General features: G+C 71.5%; 25 protein-coding genes. 12 read left to right on the top strand and 13 right to left on the bottom strand.

From position 1 onward, the window contains the following. Nucleotides 1-87: 87 nt before the first annotated feature. Nucleotides 88-2,700, top strand: coding sequence for an ATP-binding protein (locus BM290_RS14160; RefSeq protein ID WP_177319709.1), 2,613 nt, complete (start codon nt 88-90; stop codon nt 2,698-2,700). 13 nt (nt 2,701-2,713) lie between these two features. Then, the gene (locus tag BM290_RS14155; RefSeq protein ID WP_239143528.1) at nt 2,714-3,388 is read left to right on the top strand and encodes an MBL fold metallo-hydrolase; all 675 of its coding nucleotides are present in this window, start codon (nt 2,714-2,716) and stop codon (nt 3,386-3,388) included. Between the two features lie 4 nt (nt 3,389-3,392). Here the strand turns inward: BM290_RS14155 and BM290_RS14150 are convergent, their stop codons facing one another. From BM290_RS14150 to BM290_RS50635, 7 genes are all read right to left on the bottom strand, one after another. Further along, entirely contained in the window at nt 3,393-4,547 is a 1,155-nt protein-coding gene (locus BM290_RS14150) for an LCP family protein (RefSeq protein ID WP_093614019.1), read from the bottom strand. Nucleotides 4,548-4,741: 194 nt separating this feature from the next. Further along, the gene (locus BM290_RS14145; protein ID WP_239143527.1) at nt 4,742-5,389 is read right to left on the bottom strand and encodes a hypothetical protein; all 648 of its coding nucleotides are present in this window, start codon (nt 5,387-5,389) and stop codon (nt 4,742-4,744) included. Continuing rightward, nucleotides 5,386-7,827 (bottom strand): hypothetical protein, encoded by a 2,442-nt coding sequence (locus BM290_RS14140; protein ID WP_239143526.1) that lies wholly within the window; start codon nt 7,825-7,827, stop codon nt 5,386-5,388. Before BM290_RS14140 ends, BM290_RS14145 begins: the two co-directional genes overlap by 4 nt. A gap of 8 nt (nt 7,828-7,835) precedes the next feature. Further along, the gene (locus tag BM290_RS14135) at nt 7,836-8,147 is read right to left on the bottom strand and encodes a type VII secretion target (protein ID WP_093614015.1); all 312 of its coding nucleotides are present in this window, start codon (nt 8,145-8,147) and stop codon (nt 7,836-7,838) included. Nucleotides 8,148-8,295: 148 nt separating this feature from the next. Next, complete coding sequence (locus BM290_RS14130) at nt 8,296-9,957, bottom strand: RecQ family ATP-dependent DNA helicase (protein ID WP_093614013.1); 1,662 nt, start codon at nt 9,955-9,957, stop codon at nt 8,296-8,298. A gap of 10 nt (nt 9,958-9,967) precedes the next feature. Further along, nucleotides 9,968-10,918: a TIGR03557 family F420-dependent LLM class oxidoreductase gene (locus BM290_RS14125; protein WP_093614011.1), complete on the bottom strand. Its 951-nt coding sequence runs from the start codon at nt 10,916-10,918 to the stop codon at nt 9,968-9,970. Nucleotides 10,919-10,934: 16 nt separating this feature from the next. After that, complete coding sequence (locus BM290_RS50635) at nt 10,935-11,060, bottom strand: hypothetical protein (RefSeq protein ID WP_275413259.1); 126 nt, start codon at nt 11,058-11,060, stop codon at nt 10,935-10,937. A gap of 123 nt (nt 11,061-11,183) precedes the next feature. Here BM290_RS50635 and BM290_RS14120 point away from each other — a divergent pair, with 123 nt between their 5' ends. Continuing rightward, a complete protein-coding gene (locus BM290_RS14120) occupies nt 11,184-12,779 on the top strand; it encodes a glycoside hydrolase family 3 protein (RefSeq protein WP_093614009.1) in 1,596 nt (531 codons plus the stop codon). A 42-nt stretch (nt 12,780-12,821) separates the two neighbouring features. On the opposite strand, the gene BM290_RS14115 is transcribed toward BM290_RS14120, so the two are convergent. Then, entirely contained in the window at nt 12,822-13,109 is a 288-nt protein-coding gene (locus BM290_RS14115; RefSeq protein WP_093614007.1) for a GNAT family N-acetyltransferase, read from the bottom strand. 42 nt (nt 13,110-13,151) lie between these two features. Here BM290_RS14115 and BM290_RS14110 point away from each other — a divergent pair, with 42 nt between their 5' ends. The 7 genes from BM290_RS14110 (at nt 13,152) to BM290_RS14080 (ending at nt 17,311) form a co-directional block, all read left to right on the top strand. Then, nucleotides 13,152-13,478, top strand: coding sequence for a hypothetical protein (locus BM290_RS14110; protein ID WP_093614005.1), 327 nt, complete (start codon nt 13,152-13,154; stop codon nt 13,476-13,478). A gap of 43 nt (nt 13,479-13,521) precedes the next feature. After that, entirely contained in the window at nt 13,522-14,343 is an 822-nt protein-coding gene (locus BM290_RS14105) for a DUF1206 domain-containing protein (protein ID WP_093614003.1), read from the top strand. A 134-nt stretch (nt 14,344-14,477) separates the two neighbouring features. Beyond that, complete coding sequence (locus BM290_RS14100; RefSeq protein WP_093614001.1) at nt 14,478-15,635, top strand: mechanosensitive ion channel family protein; 1,158 nt, start codon at nt 14,478-14,480, stop codon at nt 15,633-15,635. 48 nt (nt 15,636-15,683) lie between these two features. Further along, nucleotides 15,684-16,118: a phage holin family protein gene (locus BM290_RS14095; protein ID WP_093614707.1), complete on the top strand. Its 435-nt coding sequence runs from the start codon at nt 15,684-15,686 to the stop codon at nt 16,116-16,118. Further along, nucleotides 16,115-16,480 (top strand): DUF3618 domain-containing protein, encoded by a 366-nt coding sequence (locus tag BM290_RS14090; protein WP_093613999.1) that lies wholly within the window; start codon nt 16,115-16,117, stop codon nt 16,478-16,480. Before BM290_RS14095 ends, BM290_RS14090 begins: the two co-directional genes overlap by 4 nt. Beyond that, on the top strand, nt 16,480-16,752 hold the full coding sequence (locus BM290_RS14085; protein WP_093613997.1) for a DUF4235 domain-containing protein: 273 nt from the start codon (nt 16,480-16,482) through the stop codon (nt 16,750-16,752). Before BM290_RS14090 ends, BM290_RS14085 begins: the two co-directional genes overlap by 1 nt. Nucleotides 16,753-17,107: 355 nt before the next feature. Further along, entirely contained in the window at nt 17,108-17,311 is a 204-nt protein-coding gene (locus BM290_RS14080) for a cold-shock protein (RefSeq protein WP_011905669.1), read from the top strand. 124 nt (nt 17,312-17,435) lie between these two features. Here BM290_RS14080 and BM290_RS14075 read toward each other — a convergent pair whose 3' ends face one another. Both BM290_RS14075 and BM290_RS14070 read right to left on the bottom strand, forming a co-directional pair. Next, a complete protein-coding gene (locus tag BM290_RS14075) occupies nt 17,436-17,666 on the bottom strand; it encodes a hypothetical protein (RefSeq protein ID WP_093613995.1) in 231 nt (76 codons plus the stop codon). Further along, on the bottom strand, nt 17,660-18,637 hold the full coding sequence (locus BM290_RS14070) for an aldo/keto reductase (protein WP_093613993.1): 978 nt from the start codon (nt 18,635-18,637) through the stop codon (nt 17,660-17,662). Before BM290_RS14070 ends, BM290_RS14075 begins: the two co-directional genes overlap by 7 nt. A gap of 64 nt (nt 18,638-18,701) precedes the next feature. Between BM290_RS14070 and BM290_RS14065 the strand changes: the two genes are divergently transcribed. Both BM290_RS14065 and BM290_RS14060 read left to right on the top strand, forming a co-directional pair. Continuing rightward, nucleotides 18,702-19,442, top strand: a complete 741-nt coding sequence (locus BM290_RS14065; protein ID WP_093613991.1) for a methyltransferase domain-containing protein — start codon at nt 18,702-18,704, stop codon at nt 19,440-19,442. A gap of 9 nt (nt 19,443-19,451) precedes the next feature. Further along, entirely contained in the window at nt 19,452-20,474 is a 1,023-nt protein-coding gene (locus BM290_RS14060; protein WP_093613989.1) for an adenosine deaminase, read from the top strand. On the opposite strand, the gene BM290_RS48305 is transcribed toward BM290_RS14060, so the two are convergent. The 3 genes from BM290_RS48305 to BM290_RS14050 all read right to left on the bottom strand — a co-directional run bounded on the left by BM290_RS48305 (nt 20,465) and on the right by BM290_RS14050 (nt 24,523). Next, on the bottom strand, nt 20,465-20,611 hold the full coding sequence (locus BM290_RS48305) for a hypothetical protein (protein WP_177319708.1): 147 nt from the start codon (nt 20,609-20,611) through the stop codon (nt 20,465-20,467). The genes BM290_RS14060 and BM290_RS48305 overlap by 10 nt on opposite strands. A 13-nt stretch (nt 20,612-20,624) precedes the next feature. Beyond that, nucleotides 20,625-22,850 (bottom strand): RICIN domain-containing protein, encoded by a 2,226-nt coding sequence (locus BM290_RS14055; RefSeq protein ID WP_093613987.1) that lies wholly within the window; start codon nt 22,848-22,850, stop codon nt 20,625-20,627. Nucleotides 22,851-23,101: 251 nt separating this feature from the next. After that, nucleotides 23,102-24,523, bottom strand: coding sequence for a HAMP domain-containing sensor histidine kinase (locus tag BM290_RS14050; RefSeq protein ID WP_239143525.1), 1,422 nt, complete (start codon nt 24,521-24,523; stop codon nt 23,102-23,104). Nucleotides 24,524-24,525: the final 2 nt, after the last annotated feature.

The following is a 24,525-nucleotide window of genomic DNA, read 5'->3' as shown; positions in this document are numbered from 1 at the left end:
CTAGGGACGACAGCGGCCGGGGGAATCCGTGTCGGCTACCTGGCTCGGCGGCCGGGGATACCTAGACCGGCACCTAGACTCCGCGGCATGACCCGGGCGCTGCTGGAGCGGGAGCACGAGCTGAGCGAGCTCGGCGCGGTCGCCCGGCGTGCCCTGGACGGCCACGGCTCGGTCGTGCTGATCACCGGTGAGGCGGGCATCGGCAAGTCGAGCCTGGTCGAGGCGCTGCGCTCGGTGCTGCCGGCCGAGGGGCGGCTGCTCGTGGGGTACTGCGACGACCTGGCCACCCCGCGGGTGCTGGGACCGTTGCGGGACCTGGTCGGCAAGGTCGGTCCGGGGCTGACCGAGGCGCTCGGCTCCGGCGACCGGTCCCGGGTGTTCGAGGCGTTCCGGGCCGAGCTCGACTGGCCCGGCCATCCGACGGTGCTGGTGGTCGAGGATCTGCACTGGGCCGACGAGGCCACTTTGGACGTGCTGCGGTTCCTGGTGCGGCGGATCGCGGCGCTGCCGGTGGTGATGGTCGGGACGTACCGGGACGAGGAGATCGGCGCCGGTCATCCGCTGCGCGGGCTGCTGGGGCTGGCCGCCGGCACCCCGATGCGCCGGCTGCCGCTGGCCCGGCTGTCGGCGGGGGCGGTCCGCCGTCTGGTCGGCGACCGCGGCCTGGATTCGGAGCGGGTCTTCGCGATCACGTCCGGGAACCCGTTCTTCGTCACCGAGGTGCTCGGCACCGGCGACACCGACGGTGTCCCGGCGACTGTCACCGAGGCCGTCCACGCCCGCCTCCAGGCCCTCGACGAAACGTGCCGGGAGGCGTTGTCGCTGCTCGCCGTCATCCCGTCGGCGGTGGAGCGCTGGCTCGTCGACGCCGTCGTGCCGGGTGGCCTGGACGTGCTGGCCGCCGCCGAGCAGCGCGGCATGCTCACGGTCACCCCGGCGCGGGTGCAGTTCCGTCACGAGCTGATGCGCCGCGCGGTCGCCGCGTCGATGCCGGCCACCCGCCGGATCGCCGCCAACCGGGCCGTGCTGACCGCGCTGCGGGAGCACGGCGACGCCGACCTGTCCCGGCTCGTGCACCACGCGGCCGAGTCCGGCGACACCGGCCTGATCGTCCACTATGCGCCGGCCGCCGCGGCGGAGGCGTCCGCGGCCGGCTCGCACCGGGAGGCGGCCGCCCACTACCGGCTGGTCCTGGAGCACCGGGCGGCGTTCGCACCGGCCGTGCGGGCGGATCTGCTGGAGGCGTACGCCGAGGAGTGCTACATGCTCGGGCAGGCCGAACCGGCCCGCACCGCCCAGCGGGAGGCGGTCGCCCTGCGCCGTGCCCTGCCCGGCCCGGTAGCTCTCGGGCTGGCGCTGCGCCGGCTGTCCCGCGTCAACTGGTACTGGGGTGACCGCCCGGCCGCCGAGACCGCCGCCACCGAGGCCGTCGCGGTGCTGGAGGACGCCGGTGACGACGCCGCTCTCGCGTTCGGGCTCAGCAACGAGTCGCAGCTGCACGCCCTCGGCGGTCAGGCCGACGCCGCCGTCGTCGCCGGCGAACGCGCGATCGTCCTGGCCCGGGCGGCCGGCTCCGCGGCGGTGCTGTCGCACGCGCTCAACAACGTCGGCTACGCGCTCTGGGACCGGGCCGACCCGCGCGGCCGGGAACTGCTGGAGGAGAGCCTCGCCGTCGCCCGGGCGGCCGGCGAGACCGACCACGCGTGCCGGGCCTACACCAACCTGGCCTGGCACCTGATCGACGACGTGCGGCCACGGGAGGCTCTGGAACTGCTCGACGAAGGGCTGGCCTACGCGGAACGCACCGAGGTCCTCGGTTTCGTCCGATACCTGCACATCACCCGCTCGATGGCGCACCTGCACCTCGGCGAATGGGACGAGGCCGAACGCCACGCCCGCTGGGAGGAGAACGCGCCCACCATGATGCGGCCGCCCGCTCTCGTGGTGCTCGGCCTGGTCCGGGCCCGCCGCGGCCTGCCCGGCGCCGAGGCGCCCATCGAGGAGGCGTGGGAGATCGCCCGCGGCCTCGGCGAGGCGCAGCGGATCGGCCCGGCCGGCGCGGCGATGGCCGAGGCCGCCTGGCTGCGCGGCGATCCGTCGGTCGCCGCCCGGCTGACGCCGGTCTTCCACCGGATGCTTTCCCGGGAGGGCGGGCGGCGGCTCGGCGCGTTCAGCTTCTGGTTGCATCGCCTGGGCGCCGACGTCGAAATCCTTTGGCCGTACGACCTGCTCGCCCCCGATCGACCGGTTCCGGACACGGGGCGGGCGGCGGCACGCTGGGCCGCCGCCGGTTGCCGCTACGAGCAGGCTCTCGCGCTCAGCCGAGGCCCCGCCACCGAGGACCGGCTGGCGGCGATCCGCGTCCTGGACGCGCTGGACGCCGCGCCACTGGCCCGCCACATCCGCGCCGACCTGCGTGACCGTGGCGTGGCCCGGATCCCCCGCGGCCCGCAACCGGCGACCCGTGACCATCCGGCGGGGCTGACCGGCCGCCAGGCGGAGGTGCTGCGACTGCTCGCCGACGGGCTGAGCAACCCACAGATCGCCGCCCGTCTGGTGCTCTCGGTCCGTACCGTCGACGCCCACGTGGCCGCGGTGATGGCGAAACTGGCCGCCCGTACCCGGCGGGAGGCGGTGGAGAGCGCTCGTGCTCTCGGCCTTCTTCCCGTGGCCCGGCGGGGCGAGGTCCGCGGCGGCTGAGAGAATCCTCGTCGTGCAAGAGGTGGTCGACGGGGTCTTCGAGCTCCGCATGGGTTACGTCAACGTGCACCTGGTCGTCACCGACGACGGGGTGGTCCTGATCGACACCGGGTTGCCCGGCCGGTCGCCGCTGATCGAGCGGGGCCTCCGCGGCATCCGGCGCTCGCTGGGCGAGGTGACCACGATCCTGGTCACCCACCACCATCCCGACCACGTGGGCAGCCTGGCCACCCTGCGCGAGCAGACCGGCGCCCGGGTGATCGCGCACGCCGCCGAGGTCCCGTGGATCGGCGGCCACCACGCCCCGGCCCAGCCCGTCGGCGTCCTCGCCAAACTGGTCGGCCGGTTGGTCGGCACCGCCCCGCCGACGAAGGTCGACCAGCTGATCACCGTCGACGGCTCCGAGCCGCTGCCCGGGTTCACCGCGCTGCACACGCCCGGCCACACCCGCGGCCACGTGTCGTACCTGCTGGACCGCGCCGGCGGGGTGCTCTTCGCCGGCGACGCCGCGGGCAGCCGCCGAGGCCGGGTGTCCGGTCCGCCGAGACCGGTGACCGCCGACCCGATCCGGGCCGGCGAGAGCCTGGTCCGCCTGGCCGGCCTGGAGTTCGACCGCGCCGTCTTCGGCCACGGCCGCGCCGTCTCCGGCCTGGCCGTGGAGGCTTTCCGCAAGGCCGTCGCGGGCTGAGAGGTCAGTTGGTCTCGTTGATGTAGGTCGGGTGGTCCATCAGGAACGCCGCCACCCGGTCCTCGGTGACCGCCTTGAAGAAGTCGTCCACACCGGGCCCGAACTTCTCACCCAGGTAGCCGTCGCCGTAGACGCTCTCGCCGGGCAGCTTCACCGTGATCATGTCGTCGATGTTCAGCGACTTCAGCTCGAGCGCCCACTCCACGATGGTGTGCCCGCCGCCGGCGAAGGTGAGGGAGTCGCCGGCCGCGTCCATCACGTCGAGCAGCTTGCCCGGGTCGGTGAGGACGTCCCGGCTCAGCGCCTGCTTCGCCATCGCCTTGATGAACTGCTGCTGGTGCCGCTGCCGGTCGTAGTCGCTCATGTTCTCGCCGTACCGCTGGCGGACGTAGTCGAGCGCCTCCCACGCCTTCAGCCGTACCGGCTCGGTGCTCTTCTTGTAGGTTTTCTGGACCCCGGTGTAGGGCCGCATGCAACTGGCCGACGTGTGGTCGAACTCGCAGCGCGAGATCCGGTCACGGGTCGAGCCGTCCGGCTTGAGGTGCTCGGACCTGACGTCCATGTCGATGACCATCTCGACGCCGCCCATCGCCTCGACGATCTTCTTGAAGCCACCGAAGTTGACGATGGCCCCAGCGTCGAACCTCTTGATCCCGGTGACGTTGCCGACCGTCGTGGCGAGCAGCTGGAACCCCTGGGCCGCGCTGTACCGGCCGTCGCCGAGGCGGCTGCCGTACGACATCGCGGCGTTGATCTTCGTCCGGTCCGCGCCGGTCCCGGATTTCGCGAACGCCGGGATGTCCACCCGCAGGTCACGGGGCATGGAGAAGAGGTACGCGCTGTGCCGGTCCCGCGGGATGTGCGCGATCACGATCGAGTCGGCCAGCGGCGCGGTGTGCTCGTCACGCGGGTCGATGCCGACGAGCAGGATGTTGACCGGCCCGTCGATGTCGGATTTCACCGGGGGCGGCGCGGCGGCCTCGGCCGGTTTCGCCGCGATCGGGGCGAGCAGGCTCTCGTCGGTGACCCGGTCGGTGTACTTGGCGACCAGCGCTTTCCCGGCCACGAGGGTCCCACCGCCGGCGAGCAGCACCACCGCCCCCACGCCGACGCAGATCCGAGCCCACAACGGCGATCGTCGTCTGGTCGACGCAGCCATGTCCGCCTCCCCCGTACCGGCACGTGCGCATGATGGCACATCCGCGCAACACGCTGGGAGCGCTTCCGGCACGGCCGCCGCTCAGCCACCCACCCGTCCAGGACAGTTCCCCGGTCTCGCCGCCGTCAACCGCCCACGGATCGGGGATCGTGGATCGCCGCCGAACCTCGCTCCCGCTCCTGTTCGGTGTCGTGTCAGGGCTGGTGCCGGGCCCACTTCGTGCACTCCGCGCCGTATTTCGGCCCGCGCTTCAGATCAATGGCGAAGTGCCGGTCGGCGAGCCAGCGACGTTCCCCGTCGCCGGCCTGGACGTAGTGCATCTCATACGACTCCACGATCGCCCGGTCTTTACGGACCTGGGGTTCGTCGCCGGCGCGGCGCCAGTAGCCGGTATCCGTGCAGAAGGTCACTGTGGCCCGGTCAGCGCCGACCTTTTCAACGCCCATGGTCTTGACCCAGAGGGGCCCGGTTGCTGGATCCTCGTTGTTCGTGACGTCGGCGAACGGCGCAAAGACCAACTGGTACAGGTCATCGGTGTAGAGAAACCGTCCGATCGGGATGATCGGGGTCCAGTCGGTCTGGCTTCCCTGCCAGTAGAGAAACACGAGACTCCGCCGGGCAGCGAGAACCTCATCGGTGTCCTGAACCTGAGACAGATCCCATCTGATCGGCAGCTTTTCGGTCCCATCCATCGGCAGCGCCCGGTATGCCTCGTCATAAGTCATCGAGACCGGCACGCTCGACGCCGAGGGGTCTGGTTTCACCGGCTCATCGGTATCGGTACAACCCGCCGTTACCAGGATCGCCAGCGCAGCGACCAGCGCCGCAGCACACCGTTTCACTTGGATTCACCACCCTCCGACTGGCCCAAGATATTTCTCGCCCATTCGTAGCCGTTCTGGTAGCTTTCCCCGGCCTGGCTGGCAGCGTGACCGACCGTGTCCCGGCCGTTCCCGCCCTTGTAGTCCTGCCAGTCCCGCTGGTCGAGCTCCGTCCACTCCTCCACCGGCTTCAGCTGACCATCCTGGTGAAGGTGTGTCGGCAGGCCCTCGAGTTTGCCGCTCTCGTAGAGCGCCATCTCGGCGAGCTTGGCCGAGCCGTCCCCACCGGAGCCCAGCAGGTCACCGAGGTCGTAGGCGGATCTTCCCCGCCCGTCGGTCTTCGCTGATTCCTGGATCTCGTCCAGCACCCCGCCGACGAACTCGTTGGCCAGGTCGCCGACGCCGGGCACCGGGATCCTCTCGGTCACCTTGCCGACCACCTGGTCGGCCAGGAAACCGGCGGCCTTGTACCGCTCCTCGATGACACTGTTGTGCGCCGCATCCCGCGCCTCGCTGTCCGTGTGCAGCTGTTCCCCCGCCCCGAAGTCGACGGCACCCATCACGCTGCCGTAGGTGTGCGAGACGACGCCCATCGACCGCAGAGTCTTGTCGTCGATGCCGGCGCCCGGGTCCTGCCCGCCGGAGAGGATGTCGTGGTAACTGCCGGTGGCATAGGCGGCCTCGGCCATCGCGATCGTCTGGCGCGCGTCGTGGTCCTTGCCGAGGTCGGCCAGGAATCTGACGAGGTGGGTGCGGTCCACCTCCACGGCTGCGTCGGTGTCGAAACGGGTCCCGTCGACCATGTTCTGGTTGACGTCGGAGATGTACGACGACACGATGTTCGCCATCGAACCGCGGATCTCCGGATGCACCAGGTCGGAGTCCGCGAAGCCGACGGTCTTGCCGTCTCTCGGGTTCGCGCCGTTGGCCGCGCCCAGGGCCTGCTCGTCGACATTGGTCTCGAAGACGATCGACTCGACGAGGCGCCGCGCGTCCGGTCCGGCTGTGTCAGTTGTGGCGTGTTCCAGTGCGAGACCGAACTTCTCCAGAGCGCCGTTCTTGTAGTCCCCGCCGTTCTCCAGCAGCTCGGCTGTCCAGCCGGGCCCGCCGGGAGTGTCCGCGGCCGGGTCCCAGTTGCGGTCGGTGAGCAGGTAGTCGAGCCGGGGCAGCCGTCCGCCGTCGGGGCCGTCGGCGGTGTATTCGGTGTGGCCGGTGAGCAGGTCGCGGCCGGCTTCACCGTTGCGGGACAGGGCGTCCATCAGGCCGTTCATCGGGTCGTACCCGGCCGGGGTCCGGTTGTCGTCGTGGCCCTGGGTCCAGTCCAGGCGGACGTTGTCGGCGCGCGTCTCGCCCCACAGGTCGCTGCCTCTGCCCTGTTCCATCTCGAAGTCGACGATGTCCCCGCCGACGGTGGACAGGAATCCGGCGTCGTAGCCGCCGCTGTGCAGCAGCGGGCCGAGCAACTGGTAGCCGTAGACGTCCTCGACGTACCGCATCGGACTGGACGGATCCCCGATGTCGATCCGGCTGCGCCCGGCCGTCATCAGGTCGGTGACCCACTGACTGGACAACTCGTACTGTCCGGGCACGTAGGTCTCGCCGCGCAGCCCGGTCGTGGTGCCGGTCTCGGTGGTCGCGGTCGCCAGCATCACCCCGAGGCCGTTCTGCAGATCCCGCACCACGTCGGCGGTGTCGTTGCTGAACAGCAAGCTGTCGGCGTCCTTGCCGGGCTGGTCGAGCTGATACGTGGCGAGGGTGCCGCTGAGCTCCAGCAGGCCCTTCGGCCCGAGAGCGTTGAGAAGATCGAAGGCGAAGACCTGATCCCGGCCGTACGCCTGGATGAGGTCACGAAGTTCGTCGAGTTCGGCGGCGGTCGGCTGGTACGCCGGGTCCTTGATCTTGTTGATCAGCTCCTGCGCCCGGGCGATCGCCCCGGGCGGTCCGGCCCCGAACCCGACCTGCGCCGACGGCACGTTGGCGTTGATGACACCGGCCGTCGCGTCGTCCTGCGCCCGGGCGTATTCCACCACCGTGCGCAGGTCGTTGAGCAGCGCACCGGTCTCCCGGCCGGTCCGGTCCAGGTTGCCGCCCATGTACGCGGACGCCGGCGCGGTGATCGTGACGGCTGCCGTGTCGACGGTCCAGCCGGCCTGCCGGGCGGCCTCGACGATGCTCTCGGCCTGCCGGCGCAGCGAACTCATCGCGTACGCGTGCTGATCGATCGCCTCCTGGATGCGTTTCGCCGGGCCGTAGGTGTTGCTCACCTCCGTCCGCACAGTGGCGGCCTCCTGGGCCGCGGCCGCCGATCCCGCGCCGCTGGGCCACGCGAAGGCGAGATCGCGGGTGCCCTGGATCAGCTGGTCGGTGGCCGCGTCGACGCCTCGGGCGAGGCGCTGCCACCGGTCCGCCGCCTCATGCCAGACAGCGGCGTCGAAACCCAGCAGGAGTTGGAGCGTCATCTCGCTCATCAGAGTCCCGCCGATCCGCTGCGCCGCAGCTCGTCCGCGCCGGCCTGGTCGGTGGCCTGATAGGTGTCCGCGGCCTCCGTCATCTTCCGGCTGAGCTGCTGCACCCGGACGGTCAGCCGCTCCAGGCCCACCGACCAGGCCTGCTCCGCCGCCAGCGCCGCCGTCCCGGCCGCCGAGCCGGTCTGGGCGGCCGGCGCGAGGCCCGATCCGCTCGCGGTCGCACACTCGCGCAGCGTCGCAGCGGCCGCGGCGACATCCGCACCCAGCGTCCGCAGCGCCACCACATCGACTCCGAGCCGGCCTGGTTGCATCGACGCCTCCCCCGGTGCTCGCGATTCGCGTCTCTACCGGAACGTACGCCGACATCGATGTTCCGGTTCGCCGGCGCGGGCCACGTTCTCCGGTCCGCTACCCGACACCGGCCCCGGAAGGTCTGGAGCAGTCCATGAAGGAGCCGACTCAGCGTCCGGCTTTCGAGGAAGCCTTGACTGGCGTCAGCAACGTGTTCGCGACGACGACCGGGACCGACAGCGTCTTGTAGCCGACGTCGTCGAAGAGGACCGTCATCCGGTCCTCCTCGTAGTTCATCACCATGCCCTCGCCCCACTCGCCGTGCTGCACCCGGGCGTGCACCGGGAACGGGCCCTCCGGCTCGGCGGCGGCGATCTCGTGGGCGGTGCCGTCGGCGCAGTTGTCGCAGTGGCCGCACGGTTTCTTCAGGTCCTCGCCGAAATACGCCAGGAGCGTCTCGGTGCGGCACTGCCGGGACTGGGCGAACCCGCGCATCATGTCGGTCCGGGACCGCATGACGGCCTGTTGCCGCTCGTACTCCGCGCAGGCGGCCTCGGCGGCCGCGGCCGGGAGGGGCGCGCGGGCCGGGACCGTCAGCTTGTGGCCGGATCCGGCGCGCACCGCGCCGACCTGCTCCAGCAGGTTGAGGTACTGCCCGAGCTTGCGCGGCCCGAGGCCGGTCGCCTTCTGCAACGCGGTCTTGGAGGCCGGTCCCTTGTGCAGTTCGCCGGCCAGGTCGCGCAGCTCGTCGGGGTCGGGGGAGCCGCCCTGGAAGAACCGCTGGATGGCCTCGTCCTCGGAGCGCCACAGCAGCAGGGCCCGCGCCGGTTCGCCGTCGCGGCCGGCCCGGCCGATCTCCTGGAAGTAGCTGTCCGGGGAGTCGGGCAGGGCGACGTGGGCGACCCAGCGGATGTTCGGCTTGTCGATGCCCATGCCGAACGCCGACGTCGCCACCATGATGTCGACCTTGTCGTCCTGGAACTCCTCGTGGCGCTGCTCGCGCAGGCCGGCGGCCATCCCGCCGTGGTAGTAGGCGGCCGGGTACCCGGAGGTGGTGAGGCGTTCGGCGAGCTCCTCGGCGGCGCGGCGGGTGGCGACGTAGATGATGCCGGGCCGCTGCTCCTCGTCGAGCATCGTGGTCAGCTTGCGCCACCGGTAGTTGTCGTCCGGGCAGTACGCGACCTCGAGGAACAGGTTGCGCCGGTCCAGCCCGGAGACGTGGATCTCCGGCTTGTTCAGGTGCAGCCGGGCGATGATGTCCTCGCGGACCGGCGGCGACGCGGTGGCGGTGAGCGCCAGGATCGGCGGCCGCCCGATCTGCTTGATCATCTCGCCGAGCGCGAGATAGTCGGGGCGGAAGTCGTGTCCCCAGGCGGAGATGCAGTGCGCTTCGTCGACAGCGACCAGGCCCGGCTTGAGCGCCCGCACCTCGGCCTGCCGCTCCGGGTTGCTCAGCTGCTCCGGGGTGATGAAGAGGAACTCGGCCTCACCGCGGCGGACCGCCTCGATCGCCTCGCGCTGCTGGTTGGGGGTCTCCTGCGAGCTGACCCGGACCGCGCGGACCTTCGCGTCGCCGCGGTCGTTGAGGGCGGCGATCTGGTCCTGCTGGAGGGCGAGCAGCGGCGAGATCACCACGGTCGGGCCGGGCAGCAGCACGGCCGGGATCTGGTAGATCGCCGACTTCCCGGCGCCGGTCGGGAGCACCACGAGGGCGTCCTTGCGGCGCAGCACGGCACGCATCGGCTTGAACTGGCCGGGTCGCAGCGTGCGCCAGCCGAACTGGTTGCGGGCGACCCGGCGCAGGCGCGGGCCGTAGATCGGCAGTTTCATCGAGGGGAGGCTATCCGATCTTCGGGAGGATCTCACGGGCGTACAGGTCGAAGAGGCCCTGGTAGTGCGGGCCCGAGTTGGCGACGTAGATCTCGTCGAAGCCGGCGTCGGCGTACTTCCGGATCATCTCGAGGTGCTTCTCCGGGTCGTTGCCGCAGACGAAGCTCTCGGCTGCCATCTCCTTGGTGACCAGCTGCGACGCCTGCTCGAAGTGCTTGGGCGTGGGCAGCACCTGGGAGAGCTCGCCGGGCACGCCGGCGTTGGGCCATTTCTCGTACGCGATCCGCGCGCCCTCCTCGGCGGTGTCCGCGAACGCCGCCTTGAAGCCGCCCTGGGCGACCTTGCTCCCGCCGCCGGCCTTGCGGAACCGGTCGACCAGGTCGCCGTCGGGCATGACGCTGACGTAGCCGTCGCCGATCCGGGCGGCGGCCTCGATCGCCTTCGGCCCGAAACCGGACACCAGGATCTCGACGGGCTGCTCCGGCAGCGTGTAGATGCGGGCGTTCTCCACGGTGTAGTGCTTGCCGTGGTGCGAGTAGTTCTCCCCGGTCCAGAGGCCGCGCATGATCTCGACGGCCTCCTCCAGCATCTCCAGCCGGACGTCCAGCTCGGGCCAGGCGTCGCCGAAGATGTGCTCGTTGAGGGCCTCGCCGGTGCCGACGCCGAGCCGGAACCGGCCGCCGGTGAGGACCGCGCTGGTGGCGGCGGCCTGGGCGATCACGGCCGGGTGGATGCGGACGGTCGGGCAGGTGACGGCCGTGGTGATCGGCAGGCCGGTGGCCTGGCTGAGCGCGCCGATCATGGACCACACGAAGGCGCTCTGGCCCTGCGCGTCCACCCAGGGGTGGTAGTGGTCGGAGATCCACAGGCCCTGGAATCCCGCGCGCTCCGCGCCTTTCGCCTGCTCCAGCAATTGGCCGGGCGAGTACTCCTCGCTCGACAGGAAGTATCCGATGCGCATGGCGCCCCCGATACCCCTATTTGCCTCCGAACATGCGGCGGATCGCCCAGAGCAGGAAGAGCACGGCGAGGGCGATGCCGAGGAGGCGGACGGCATGCACCTCGGACCAGTCGACACCCGTTGCGGCGAGTGGAGTGAGCACGTGCACATCCTAGCGATCGGGATGCCACAGCAAATAGAAAGGTTTGTTGACTAAAGTCTCGGGAGGGTGTGAACATAGGTCCCCGTAACGGGGGAGCCGAACGCATCGGAGGTACGGGGGCTCATGTCCATTCACGGCGAATTGCCGGAACTGGCAGCTGCGGTACTGCAACCGGGCTTCGTGGGGACGACCGCGCCGGACTGGGTCCGCCGCTGGCTCGGCGCCGGGCTCGGGGGAGTCGCCCTCTTCGCCCGCAACGTGGAGTCGCCCGTACAGGTGGCCGCGCTCACCGCGCAGCTCCGCTCGGAGAACCCGGATGTGATCGTTGCCATCGACGAGGAGGCCGGTGACGTCACCCGGTTCGAGTCGCGGCACGGCAGCTCCCGTCCGGGCAACCTGGCCCTCGGCGCGGTCGACGACGCCGAGCTGACCGAGCTGGTCGCCCGCGATCTGGGCCGGGAGCTGGCCGACGCCGGCATCACGCTCGACTACGCCCCGGACGCCGACGTCAACAGCAACCCCGGAAACCCGGTCATCGGGGTACGCGCGTTCGGCGCCGAGCCTCATCTGGTGGCCCGTCACACGTCGGCCTTCATCCGCGGGCTCCAGTCCGCCGGGGTGGCCGGCTGCGCCAAGCACTTCCCCGGTCACGGCGACACCGCCGTCGACTCGCACCACGACGTGCCGGTGATCGACCGGTCCGAGGCCGAGCTGGCCGCCTGCGAGCTGGTCCCGTTCCGGGCGGCGATCGCGGCCGGCGCCCGGGCCGTGATGACCGGCCACCTGCTGGTTCCGGCGTGGGACCGGGACCTGCCGGCCACGCTCAGCCCGCGCATCCTGACCGGCCTGCTCCGTGAGGAGCTCGGCTTCGACGGCCTGATCGTCACCGACGGCATCGAGATGCAGGGCGTGCGCCGCCGCTTCGGCCTGGAGGGCGCCACCGTCCGCGCGCTCGCCGCCGGGGTGGACGCGATCTGCGTGGGCGGCGACCACGCCGACGAGCAGACCGCGATCCGCCTGCGGGACGCGATCGTCGCCGCGGTCCGCTCCGGGGAGCTGCCCGAGGCGCGGCTGCGCGACGCGGTCGCCCGGGTCCGCGCGCTGGCCGCCTGGACCACGCGTACGCAGGTGGCGACCGGCGCCCGCGCGATCGCCGACGCCGCGGCCGGCGCCGAGGTCGCGGTGCTCGGTTTCCCGGCCGCCGACGCGCTGCTCGGCTCGACGGTCGGCTTCGCGGCGGCGCGCCGGGCGGTCCGCGTGACCAGCACCGCGGCCGGCCCCGTCCTGCCGGTCTCCGGCGTGCCGCACGTTGTCGAGTTCGCGCCGCCGCGCAACATCGCGATCGGCAGCGAGACCCCGTGGGGTGTCGGCGACCCGCTCGCCGAGCTGCTGCCCGGCACCACCGCGGTCCGGTTCGAGGCCGAGGACCTGGAGCCGCTGGCCGACCCGTCGGCGCCGGTGCTGGCCGGGGCCGGGGAGCGGCCGCTGGTCCTGGTGGTCCGGGACGTGCACCGTCACCCGTGGATCGAGCGGACCCTGGCCGGTGTGCTGGCGGCCCGGCCGGACGCGATCGTCGTCGAGATGGGCATCCCGGTCACCGTGACCGGCGGCGTGCACATCGCCACCCACGGGGCCACCCGCGCGCTGGGCCGCGCCGCCGCCGAGATCATCGCCGGTGTGGACGTCCCGGAGCCAGCCCCGCAGCCGGTGGCCGCCTGACATCTCCGCTGTGGCGCTCACCGGCGAGCGCCACAGCGGGTTTCAGCGTGTGACCACGAGGTCCTGGTATTCGGGGTGCTCGCCGATCCACTTGGCGAAGAACGGGCACGACGGGATCACCCGGTCGCCGCGCTCGCGGATCTGGTCGAGGGTCTGCCGGGCCAGCTCGCCGGCCAGGCCACGCCCGCGCATCCGGGGCGCGGTCTCGGTGTGCAGGATGTTCACCACGCCGTCGCGCGCACGGTAGGTGGCCAGGGCGCCCACCTCGCCGTCGACGACGAGTTCGAAACGGTGCTCGGCGCTGTTGTCGCGGACCAGGTAATCGCTCACTCTTGTCACCTTAGGGTTGCTCGTACCCCGTACCGTGAAAGGGTGTTGATCTCTATGCCGCGCCGCCGCATCGCCGCCGCCGTCGCCTCGGCCGTCCTCGGCCTGGGCCTGCTCACCGGGTGCGGTGACGACGTCAGCTGCGGCCTCGACCAGTGCACCGTCAACATCAAGCGGGAGACCAACTACAGCGTCGAGGTGCTCGGTGTGGAGGCCAAGTTCGTCTCCGCCGACGAGAACACGGTGACCCTCGACGTGGCCGGCGAGAAGATCCAGCTCACCAAGGGCCAGCAGGCCGTCGACGTCGGCGGGCTCCAGGTCTCGCTGTCGAGTGTCACGCAGGACGCCATTCAGATCGAGGTGTCCCGGTGACGGCCCACGTTTGACGATCGTCGCCGCTGGTCACATTGGGGGCATGACCGCAGCCTCGAACGTCAAGCACACCGCGTCACGGGCCGCCGAGAGCAAGCCCCTGGAGCTTCTCGCTCGGGGCGGCTTCATCGGATACGGCATCATCCACCTGCTCTTCGCCTGGATCGCGCTGCAGGTGGCCATGGGTGGCTCCGGACAGGACAGTGACCAGTCCGGAGCACTTCAAACCATCGCGCAGCAGCCGTTCGGCAAGACGCTGCTGATCATCATCGCCGTCGGGCTGATCGCCATGGCGATCTGGCAGGCCTTCGAGGCCGCGATCGGCGAGAGCGGCCCGCAGGACCGCCGGGCCATGGCCGAGCGGATCCTCTCCGGCGCCCGCACCGTCCTCTACGGCTACCTCGCCTGGAACGCCATCAAGGTGGTGCAGGACGCCGGCTCCTCGATGGGCGACAGCAACGCGAGCAGCGCCTCCGGCCTGATGAGCTCCGAGGGCGGCCGCTGGCTGGTCGGCCTGATCGGCCTCGTGGTCCTCGGCGTCGGCATCGGCATGGCGATCTACGGCTACAAGAAGAAGTTCACCCGTCACCTGAACACCCAGCAGATGCCGGCCGGCTCGCGCCAGACGATCATCCGCCTGGGCATGGCCGGGTACACCGCCAAGGGCGTCGCGTACGCGATCGCCGGCCTGCTCGTGGTGACCGCCGCCGTCAAGTACGACCCGGACAAGGCCCGTGGCCTGGACGCCGCGCTGAAGACGCTGGCCGGCTACTCGTGGGGCGTGTGGCTCCTCGGCCTGATCGCCGCCGGCATCGCCGCGTTCGGTGTCTACTGCCTGGCGCAGGCCAAATACCGCAAGATCTGAGATCTCGACGGAACCTGGGCGGCGGATGTGAGCTGTGTCTGACATCCGCCGCTGCCGGTGTTCCCGTCGGCCCCACGGGCGAGGCTGGACGCCGGCCGTGACAACGCTCGTGGGAAGGAAGTGAATTGTCCAGCGTGACTGCTCCACTGGCCGTCGCCGGCGCCGCGGTGGCGGCGATCGTGTTCGTCGAGATCGTGCACGCGATCGTCACACGGATCGGCCGCCGGTCCGCGCTCGCCGCCGACCTGGCCCGTACGATGCACCGGCCGTTCCTGGCGACCGTCACCCTGACCGTGGTGCAACAGGCCGTCCGGATCTGGGCCGGTGACTTCCCCGGCCGCTCCGGCGTGGTGCACGCGCTGGTGCTGTTCTGCATAGCGGCCGCCGCCTGGCTGGTCGGCGCCACCCTGCTGGTGCTGGAGGACGTGGCGCTGGCCCGGTGGCGCACCGACGTGCCGGACAATCTCAAGAGCCGGCGGATCAGGACCCAGGTGGTGATGCTGCGCCGGGTCACCGTGGCCGCGATCGTGGTGCTGACCATCGGCGTCATGCTGATGACCTTCCCGGACATCCGGGCGCTCGGCGCCAGCGTGCTCGCCTCGGCCGGCCTGATCAGCGTGGTCGCCGCCCTGGCCGCGCAGAGCACGCTGGGCAACGTGTTCGCCGGCCTGCAACTGGCCTTCAGCGACGCGATCCGGGTCGACGACGTGGTCGTGGTGGAGCAGGAGTGGGGCCGGATCGAGGAGATCACCCTCACCTACGTGGTCGTGCAGATCTGGGACGACCGGCGGCTGATCCTGCCCACCTCGTACTTCACCACCAAGCCGTTCCAGAACTGGACGCGGACGTCGTCGGCGGTGCTCGGCACCGCGGAGATCGACGTGGACTGGGCGACCCCGGTCGAGGCGGTGCGGGCCGAGCTACGGCGGGTCTGCGAGGAGTCGGACCTGTGGAACGGCAAGGTCTGCGTGCTGCAGGTGACCGAGGCGATCGACGGCCGGATCCGGCTGCGCGCCCTGGTCAGCGCGAACGACGCGGCGGCGCTGTGGGACCTGCGGTGCCTGGTCCGGGAGCGGCTGGTCGGCTGGATCTGGCAGCACCAGCGGTCGGCCGTGCCGCGGGTGCGCGCCGAGGTGGAGAAGGCCTCGCTCGCGCCGGCGCAACGGGCCGGGTCCCCCGGGGCGGACGCCGGCTCGGACGCGGCCCGCGTGTTCAGCGGCGGCATCGACGGCGACGCCCGTGGAGCGGTGTTCGGGGGACCTGTCCCGGTTGCGTCCGACAGCGAGGATTGAGAGACCTCTGATCAGGGCATACCCCGATCACACGGAAAGGGGGACATGATGGCCGATGTCGTGAACGGCGTTCCCGTCCGGCCGACCGCCGAGAAGTCGACCGCCGAGCTGGTGCAGATGGCCAGCGAGCAGCTGAGCCGTCTGGTCCGGGACGAGATCACCCTGGCCAAGGCCGAGCTGGCCGAGAAGGGCAAGCGGGCGGGCATCGGCGCCGGCCTGTTCGGTGGCGCCGGCGCGCTGGCGATGTACGGGCTGGGTGCGGCGATCGCGACCGGGATCATCGCCCTGGATCTGGTTCTGCCGCTCTGGCTGGCCGCGCTGATCGTCACGGTGGTGCTCTTCGTGACCGCGGGCGTGCTGGCGCTGCTGGGCAAGAATCAGATCAGCCGGGCGGTTCCGCCGGAGCCGCTGGCCGCGATCGAGAGTGTCAAGGCCGATGTCGACGAAGTGAAGCACGCGGTCAAGGAGCGTAGCCGGGCATGAGCGACAAGAACGGATCCGCCGCCAAGCCGGACCTGGTGGCGCTGCGGCAGGACATCAGACAGACCCGCGCCGAGCTCGGCGAGACCGTGCAGGCGCTGGCCGCTCGGGCGGACGTGAAGGCACGTGCCCGTGAGCAGGTGCAGGAGACCAAGCAACGGGTGCTCACCCAGGCCGCCGTGATGACCGGGCGGGTGCGGGAGGCCGCGGCCGGCGCCACCGGGCGGGTCCGGGAGACGCCGCCGCGGGAGCTGGCCCATCAGGCCGGGGAACGGGTGCGCGCGAATCCGATGCCGACGATGCTGCTGATCGCCGGGCTGGCGGCGGCGGCCGGGATCATTCTGATCATCCGGGGGAGGCGCTGATGGCGGGCAAGCTGTCCAAGGTCGCACTGAAGCCGGTCAACGTGGCGATGGGTTTCGCCGCCGGTGCGGCCGCCGGTTTCCTCTTCAAGGAAGTGTGGAAGCTGGTCGCCGGTGAGGACGACGCACCGGACGCCGGCGACCCGGATCGCGGGTGGGGCGAGATCCTCACCGCGGCCGCGTTGCAGGGCGCGATCTTCGCGGTCGTGAAGGCGGCGGTCCATCGTGGCGGCGCCATCACAACGCAGAAACTGACGGGCACCTGGCCCGACTAGATCATCTGTTGTATAGACAAGTGTCTTGGCGGCCCCTCGCTTCGTTCCGGACTCGTTCGGTAGAAGTGGGGGGCCTTTTCCATATCGGTCATCCATTATTGGATTCCTTCGAGGGGCAGCTTTACGGCCCGATTTTCGGGTACAGTGTGGCCAGTTTTTGCGTACGTGGTTCGCTAGCTTCCGCTAGGCCCGCGGGACGCCGGCCCCGCCCCGGGAGGGTCGGCAGGTGTCACGAGAGCCGAGCGGATGGGACGTCCTCTGAAAGGCCGCCTCGCGGTACCGCTGCTCGAAAACGGTCATCGGCCCCGCGCTGCCGCGGTTGGGCGGGCCGGCATTTTCAGAAGGAGAGTTCAGCATGGCGCAAGGAACCGTGAAGTGGTTCAACGCAGACAAGGGCTTCGGCTTCATCACCGTCGACGGCGGGGGTGCTGACGTGTTCGTCCACTTCTCGGCCATCCAGACGAGCGGCTACCGCACTCTGGAGGAGAACCAGCGGGTGGAGTTCGAGATCGCCCAGGGCCAGAAGGGCCCGCAGGCGGAGCAGGTTCGCCCGCTCTGAGACCTTAACCGCCGGTCGTGAGACCGGCTCGCCGGCCGCCTGGCGGAGGCCGGCCCGACCGTGGCCCCGCACCCTCCCTGAGGTTGCGGGGCCTCTTTCGTGCAGGGGTCGCGGCCCGCCGGGCTCAGCTCTGCCCGCGGGACCGCCGGCGCATCCCGAAGATGATCAATAACAGACCGACGACGATCAGCGCACCGCCGACCGCCGCCCACACCGTCTGCCCGCTCATCAGGCTGTCGCCGAGGTAGTCCAGACCCTGGAGTGTCCACACGCCACCGAGCACGACGGCGAGCAGACCCAGGGACATGGTGAGCCAGCCTCTCAACCGCGGCGGCTCGGTTTCATTGTTCACCATTTGTCGTGCACCTGCGGGCGAATCAACTCATCGTAGACCACGGTGATCATTTCTCTGGTTTCCGGCGAGAGCGGCGGAAGATCGGCGGCCGCGGCGTTCGCCCGCGCCTGTTCCGGGTTACGGGCCCCCGGGATCACCGCTGTCACCCCCGGCTGATCGATGATCCAGCGCAGAGCGAATTGGGCCATCGTCGCGCCCGCCGGGACGAGTGGCCGCAGCCGGCCCACCGCCTCCAGGCCGACTCGGAAGTCCACGCCGGAGAACGTCTCGCCGACGTCGAACGCCTCACCGTGCCGGTTGTAGTTGCGGTGGTCGTCGGCGCCGAACGTGGTGGTCTCGTCATAGCGCCCGGAGAGCAGGCCGCTGGCGAGCGGAACCCGGGCGATGATGCCCACGCCGGCCTCGGCGGCGGCCGGCAGCACCCGCTCCAGCGGCTTGAGGCGGAACGCGTTGAGGATGATCTGCACGCTGGCGACGCCGGGCCGGGCGATCGCGGCGAGGGCCTCGTCGACCTTCTCGACGCTCACCCCGTACGCCCCGATCCGCTTCTCCTCGACCAGGGTGTCGAGAGCGTCGTAGACCTCGTCCGAGCTGAACACCGAGGTGGGCGGGCAGTGCAGCTGAACCAGGTCCAGCGTGTCCACCCCGAGGTTGGCCCGGGAGCGGTCGGTCCAGGCCCGGAAGTTGTCCAGCGAGTAGTTGGCGTGCTCCTGGGGCAGCCGGCGGCCCATCTTGGTGAAGACGGTCAGACCGGGGTGGTCCTTCAGGAACGAGCCGATGATCTGCTCGCTGCGACCGTCCCCGTACACATCGGCGGTGTCGATGAAGGTGACGCCGGAGTCGACGGCGGCCTGCAGGGTGGCGTGCGCGTCGGCCTCGCTGACCTGACCCCAGTCGGCCCCGAGCTGCCAGGCGCCCAGTCCCACGACGCCGACGGTCCGGCCCAGCCTACGGAAGCTTCGTTTTTCCACGTCGTGACCCTACCGCTCAGCTGGTAGGTTCAAACAAGACGTACGTACGGTTTAGGAGGCTGTCATGTGGGACCCCGCCGTGTACCGCCGCTTCGGCGCCGAACGCTCCCGTCCGTTCTTCGACCTCGTCGCCCGGATCGGCGCGGAACGTCCGCGGGCCGTCGCCGACCTCGGCTGCGGACCCGGCGAGCTGACCCGGACCCTCGCCGAGCGCTGGCCCGGCGCCCGGGTGACCGGGATCGACTCGTCGGCCGAGATGATCGCCAAGGCCGCCGCCGAGCCCGGCTCCGTCGACTTCCGGCTCGGTGACATCGCCGGCTGGCGCCCGGAGCCGGACGTCGACGTGGTGGTCACCAACGCCGCCCTGCAGTGGGTCCCCGGGCACGAGGACATGCTCGCCCGCTGGGCGCGTGAGCTGCCGGCCGGGGCGTGGCTCGCGATGCAGGTGCCGGGCAACTTCGACAGCCCCGGGCACCGGGCCGCCCGCGAGCTGTCGCCGGTCGAGCTGCGCGCCGACCCGGTGCTGGACGCGGCCGGATACGCCGGGATCCTCACCGCGGCCGGGGCGACCGTCGACGCCTGGGAGACCACCTACCTGCACCTGCTGCCGGCGGACGGGCCGGAGCACCCGGTGCTGCGCTGGATGGAGGGGACCGCCCTGCGCCCGGTGCGCGCGGCCCTCCACGACGCGGCGTGGGCCACCTTCCGGGCCGCGCTGGCCGAGCGGATCATCGCGGATCATCCGGTGCGGCACGGTCTCGTGGCGTTCCCCTTCCGCCGTATCTTCGTGGTGGCAACTATTTAGGGGGAACTCTTGACCGACCTGACGTCGTTCATCGCCGGCCTGCCCAAGGCCGAGCTGCACGTCCACCACGTCGGCTCGGCGTCACCGCGGATCGTCGCCGAGCTGGCCGCCCGGCACGAGGGCAGCTCGCCGGTCCCGGCCGATCCGGCGCTGCTGGCCGACTACTTCGAGTTCCGGGACTTCGCGCACTTCGTCGAGATCTACCTGAGCGTCGTCGACCTGATCCGCGATGACGAGGACGTCCGGCTGCTCACCTACGAGATCGGGCGGGAGCTGGGCCGGCAGAACGTGCGGTATGCGGAGCTGACCGTCACGCCGTACTCCAGCGTCCGCCGGGGCATCGCGGCCAAGGCGTTCTGCGAGGCGATCGAGGACGCCCGGGCCGGCGCCGCCCGCGACTTCGGGGTGGACCTGCGCTGGTGCTTCGACATCCCCGGGGAGGCCGGGCTGCCGGCGGCCGAGGAGACGCTGCGGATCGCTCTCGGCGAACGGCCCGACGGGCTGATCAGTTTCGGTCTGGGCGGGCCGGAGATCGGCGTGCCGCGGCCGCAGTTCAAGCCGTACTTCGACGAGGCCCGCGCGGCCGGCCTGCACAGCGTCCCGCACGCCGGCGAGACCACCGGCCCGCAGACCGTCTGGGACGCCCTGCACGAGCTGGGCGCCGAGCGGATCGGCCACGGCATCGCCGCCGCCCAGGACGAGCGGCTGATGGCCCACCTCGCCGAGCACGGGATCCCGCTGGAGGTGTGCCCGACGTCCAACCTGCGGACCCGGGCCGTCGCCGACATCGAGGAACACCCGATCGCCACGCTGGTGGCGGCCGGGGTCCCGGTCAGCGTCAACTCCGACGACCCGCCGATGTTCGGCACCACCCTGGAGCAGGAGTACGCGACGGCGGCCCGGCTGCTGAAGCTGGACACCGCCGGCGTGGCGGACCTGGCCCGCAACGCCGTCCGGCACAGCTTCCGCTCGCCCGAGGGCAAGGCCGCGCTGCTCGCCGAGATCGACGCCTACACCACCGCTCAGGGGTAGAGCGGGTCCTGCCAGCAGGCGACCATCGTCAGGGTGCCGATGGTGAGGATCGTCAGCCAGCGCAGGAGCCGTCGCCGGGTGAACCGGGCCGGATTGTCGTCCGGCTCGGTCTCGGGCCTGCTCAGCACATCGGGCATCGCTCGTCTCCCGTCAGTCCGGCACAGCAGTCCAGCTCTGGTGCCGCTGCTCGGTGTCCTCTTGCAGTACCAGCACGCGTTGCGTGCCGAAGCGCTGTGCGCCCACCCCGATCACCAGATCACCGGAGGCGGCGCGGATCGTGAAGCCGTACGCCGACGCCCGTAGCGCCCACCGGGCGGCCGTGCCGGCCCGGCAGTCGCCCTGCACCAGCGGCGTCCCGGCGACCACATCGCCGCCGAGCGGGATCACGCACCGGTTGCTGGCCTTCGAGACCAGCGAATAGGTGTTGTTGCCGGCCGGCACCAGCTGCCACTGCTGCTGGGTGCCGCCCTCGTCACTGCCGAGCGTGACCGGCGTGCCGTCGGTGGAGCGGGCCGCGTACAGGTCGGCCGCGCCGCCGGTCAGCGAGTTGGTCAGCACGAACCACGAGTTCTGCACCGGGCCGGCCGCGGGCGCCGTCTGTGCGGTGGCCTTGGCCAGGTAGCCGAGCTTGCGGTTGCGGACCTGCACGACGTACTTCGCGTCCGGCCGGAGGCCGATCAGACGGGCCCGGGTGGCGCGCGTGGTGGCCACCGGCTCCCCGTCGACCATGACCTCGTAGTCGGTGTTCTTCCCGGCGGCGCTCCAGTTCAGCCGGACCGAGCCGCTGGTCGCCTCCCGGATCTCCAGAACCGCCTGCACGCCGTCGTTGGTGACGCCGGGCGGCGCGCCGACGCCGTCACCGTCACCGGTGCCCGCCGGAGGGCCGGCCGTCGGGCGCTGCTGGGCGACCGGGGTCACCGCGATCTTCGGGCCGGTCGCCGAGACGGCCGGGTCCGGGATGGCCGGCACGGCCACCGAGGGGCTCGGGCTCGGCGCGGTGGAGACGCCCGCGCTGGGCGCCGGGCCGCTCGGCGCGGGGCCGCTCGGCGCCGGGTCCGCCGGCGGCTGCGCGTCCGGCGTGCCCTGGTCGGGCACTGTCGCGCCGGGCACGTCGGGGATGTCGTCGCCGCCGTCGCTGCGCAGCAGGAACTCGCTGAGCGCCACGTTCCAGTGGTCGGCCAGGTAGCTGCCGGGCTCCGGGTTGGTGCTGAAGTAGTCGTCGTGGCCGCAGTCGAGGCGGTTGTCGTTCTTCTTCGGGCACACGTTCTTCACCGGCTTGCCGGTCCGGTCCTTGCCGCAGAGCAGGTCGTACTCGTCGAGGCAGCTGCCCGCGCCGGTCGCGTTCGGCGAGTCGGTCAGCACCGCGCCGAGAGCGTGGGTGAGCTGGTGGGCGGCCATCGCGGCGCTCCAGCAGCCGGCGTCGACCCGGGAGTACGACGGGCCGCCGTTGTTGCGGTTGCCGCGGCCCGGACGGGTGTCGTTGAGGTAGGTGGAGATGCCGCAGTAGAGGTTCGTGTCGGCGAACATCAGGTACTTGCGGTCGGTCCGGTTGTAGCCGAGGCTGCGCAGCGCGTCGATGGTCGACGCGAACGAGCGCAGCGACCCGTCCGGCAGCTGCACCTCGGCCACGTCGGGCCGGCACTCCGGCGTCGTCACGTACCGGATGTGGCGGGAGCCGCCGGTCTCGCCGGCGCTCGCGTCGTAGATCGCGTCGACCCCGGCCGCCCAGGTGCGGAAGGAGTTGAGGAACTTCCCGTACCGGCTGGCCGTCGCCGACTCGTGCAGGTAGAGCAGTTGCACCCGCTTGCCGGTACGGCCGTCGCCGGCGCAGGCCACGTCGTCCGGGCCGAGGATGAAGTCGGCCTGGCCGGGCGCGGCGTCCGGGATCAGCGCCGGGGCGTCGGCGGTGATCGCGCTGCCGCCCTCGTCGCGGGCGATCTCGGCGTCGCCGGGCACGCCACCGGTCTCCCGGCGCACCACCATCACCTCGTCGCTGCCCGCGGTCACCGGGGCGACGCCACGACGGACCGAGAGGCCGTCGGGCGCCGGGTCGGGACCGTGTGTGCAGGTCTCCTCGAACACCAGGTACGCCCCGGCGCAGACCGAGCCGGAGGACGCCAGTTTCAGGCCGCTGTAGACGAGGCCCTGCTCGGGAGCGTCGGCGGGCAGCGCGGTCAGCGCGTAGTCGTCCTTCGACGGACCGTAGTTGATCACGCTGGGGCCGACCACGCCGCCGACGCCGAGCAGCGCCAGGCCGAGGGCTACCGGAAGGAACCGGAAAGTAGCGGAGCGTGTCTTCGGAGGTTTCGGAGTCTCCTCCGCGCGGCGCCGTCCGGACGGCGACCCGCGGAACGTCGGCCGGCGATGCGCGGACACGGCGTCTCCTTGTCGAGCGGGTTGGCGGTGGGAGGGGTCCATGGGGTGACCGCCTCCCACCGCGCGCTGGCTTCTCTGATCGCGGCGATGGGGACGCGCTGCGGGTTGCGATCCGGGAAGCCGGATGGGATCGAACGGAACACTGCCAGCCCGCGCCGCGAAGGGGAACCTTCTTAAAGCAGATATAAGCAAGCGCTGTGTCTTCCGGGGGACACGGTCCTCGTGGGGGTCGCGGCGATGGAAGCCCTTGCTCATTCCCGTCCTCGTTGCCAGCGTCGTCGTCCCGGGTCGCGGTCGCGTGCCGGCCGGCCCCGGCCGACCAGGCCGAACCGGCTCGGTTGTTTCGGGGTGGCGTCCGCGTCGGCCAGCAGCATCACCACGCTCGCCCCACCCATCACGGCCCGGTCCAGACTGACCGAGCCGCCGGTAGCCTGAGCCACCCGGCGGGCGATATCAAGTCCCAGTCCGGTGGATCCCTGCTGGCTCTGGCCGCGGCGCAGCGCCTTCTCCGGGTCGGGGATGCCGGGGCCGGCGTCGTCGATGCGCAGCGCCACCCAGCCGTCACGCCGGGAGAGCGCCACCTCGAACGCGGTGCCCTGCGGGGTGTAGCGGAACACGTTGCCCAGCACCGCGTCGAGCGCGGCGGCCAGCTCGGCGCGGGCCACCGGCACCGGGATGCGCAGGTGCGCGCCGACCACCCGGTACTGCCGGTCCTGGTCGGAGGCGAGCGCCGACCAGAACATCATCCGCTCGCGGACCACCTCGCTGGCGTCGCAGAGCCCGTCCTCCGGCTCGGCGGCGACCCGGTCCGCGACGGCCTGCCGGGTGGTGGTGATCAGGTGGTTGACCTCGTCCTCCAGGGTGGCGATCGCGGTCCGGATCCGCCGGATGCCACGACGGCGGTCCACCTCGTCGGCGGTGAGGTCGATGATCTGGGTGTCGTCCGGGTCGAGGGCCTCGGCGTCCAGGCGCAGCGCGGTCAGCGGGGTCCGCAGCCGGTGCGACAGGTCGGCGACCAGCTCCCGCTCGTCGGTCCGCGAGGTGACCAGGCGGTCGGCCATCCGGTTGAAGGCGTAACCGGCCTCGGCCAGCTCGCGGGGGCCGGACGGCTGGATCCGCATCTCCAGGTCGCCGTCGCCGACCGCGAGGGCCGCGTCGACCAGGTTGCGGGCCGAGTCGACGGCGCCGCGGGCCAGCCGGTCGACCACCACGACGGCCCCGCCGACCAGCACCACGGCCAGGCCGAGCAGCAGCCACCAGTCGCGCGCGGTGTTGTGGTTGAGCTCCGCGTCCGGCACGAAGGCCTCGACGACCAGGGTCTTGCCGGCCGCGGTGACCGGTTGGAGCCGGACCATGCCGCCGTCGACGTCCTCGACGGTCGGGCCGGCCGCGACCGCGGCCCGGTCGATCAGGCCGGCGTCGGCCCGGCCGCCGGCGGAGGCGGACAGCCCGGGGGTGTGCACGACCGGGGCGCCACCGGCCGCCGTGACGGCGGCGGCGACACCCTTCTCCCCGGCGCCGGCCGCGATCGCGCCGGCCACCGTCGAGGTGCGCTCGGCGGCCTGGGCCAGGGCGGCCTCACGGTGGTCGTTGCGCAGCTCCCAGCCGAGCGGGACCAGGAAGACGAGCGCGGCGACGGCGGTCGTGGCGGCGGTGGTGTACGCCAGCCGCAACC

Origin of the sequence: Actinoplanes philippinensis, assembly GCF_900113015.1 — a bacterium.
Taxonomy (GTDB): domain Bacteria; phylum Actinomycetota; class Actinomycetes; order Mycobacteriales; family Micromonosporaceae; genus Actinoplanes; species Actinoplanes philippinensis.
This window is presented reverse-complemented; position numbering and strand designations above follow the sequence as displayed.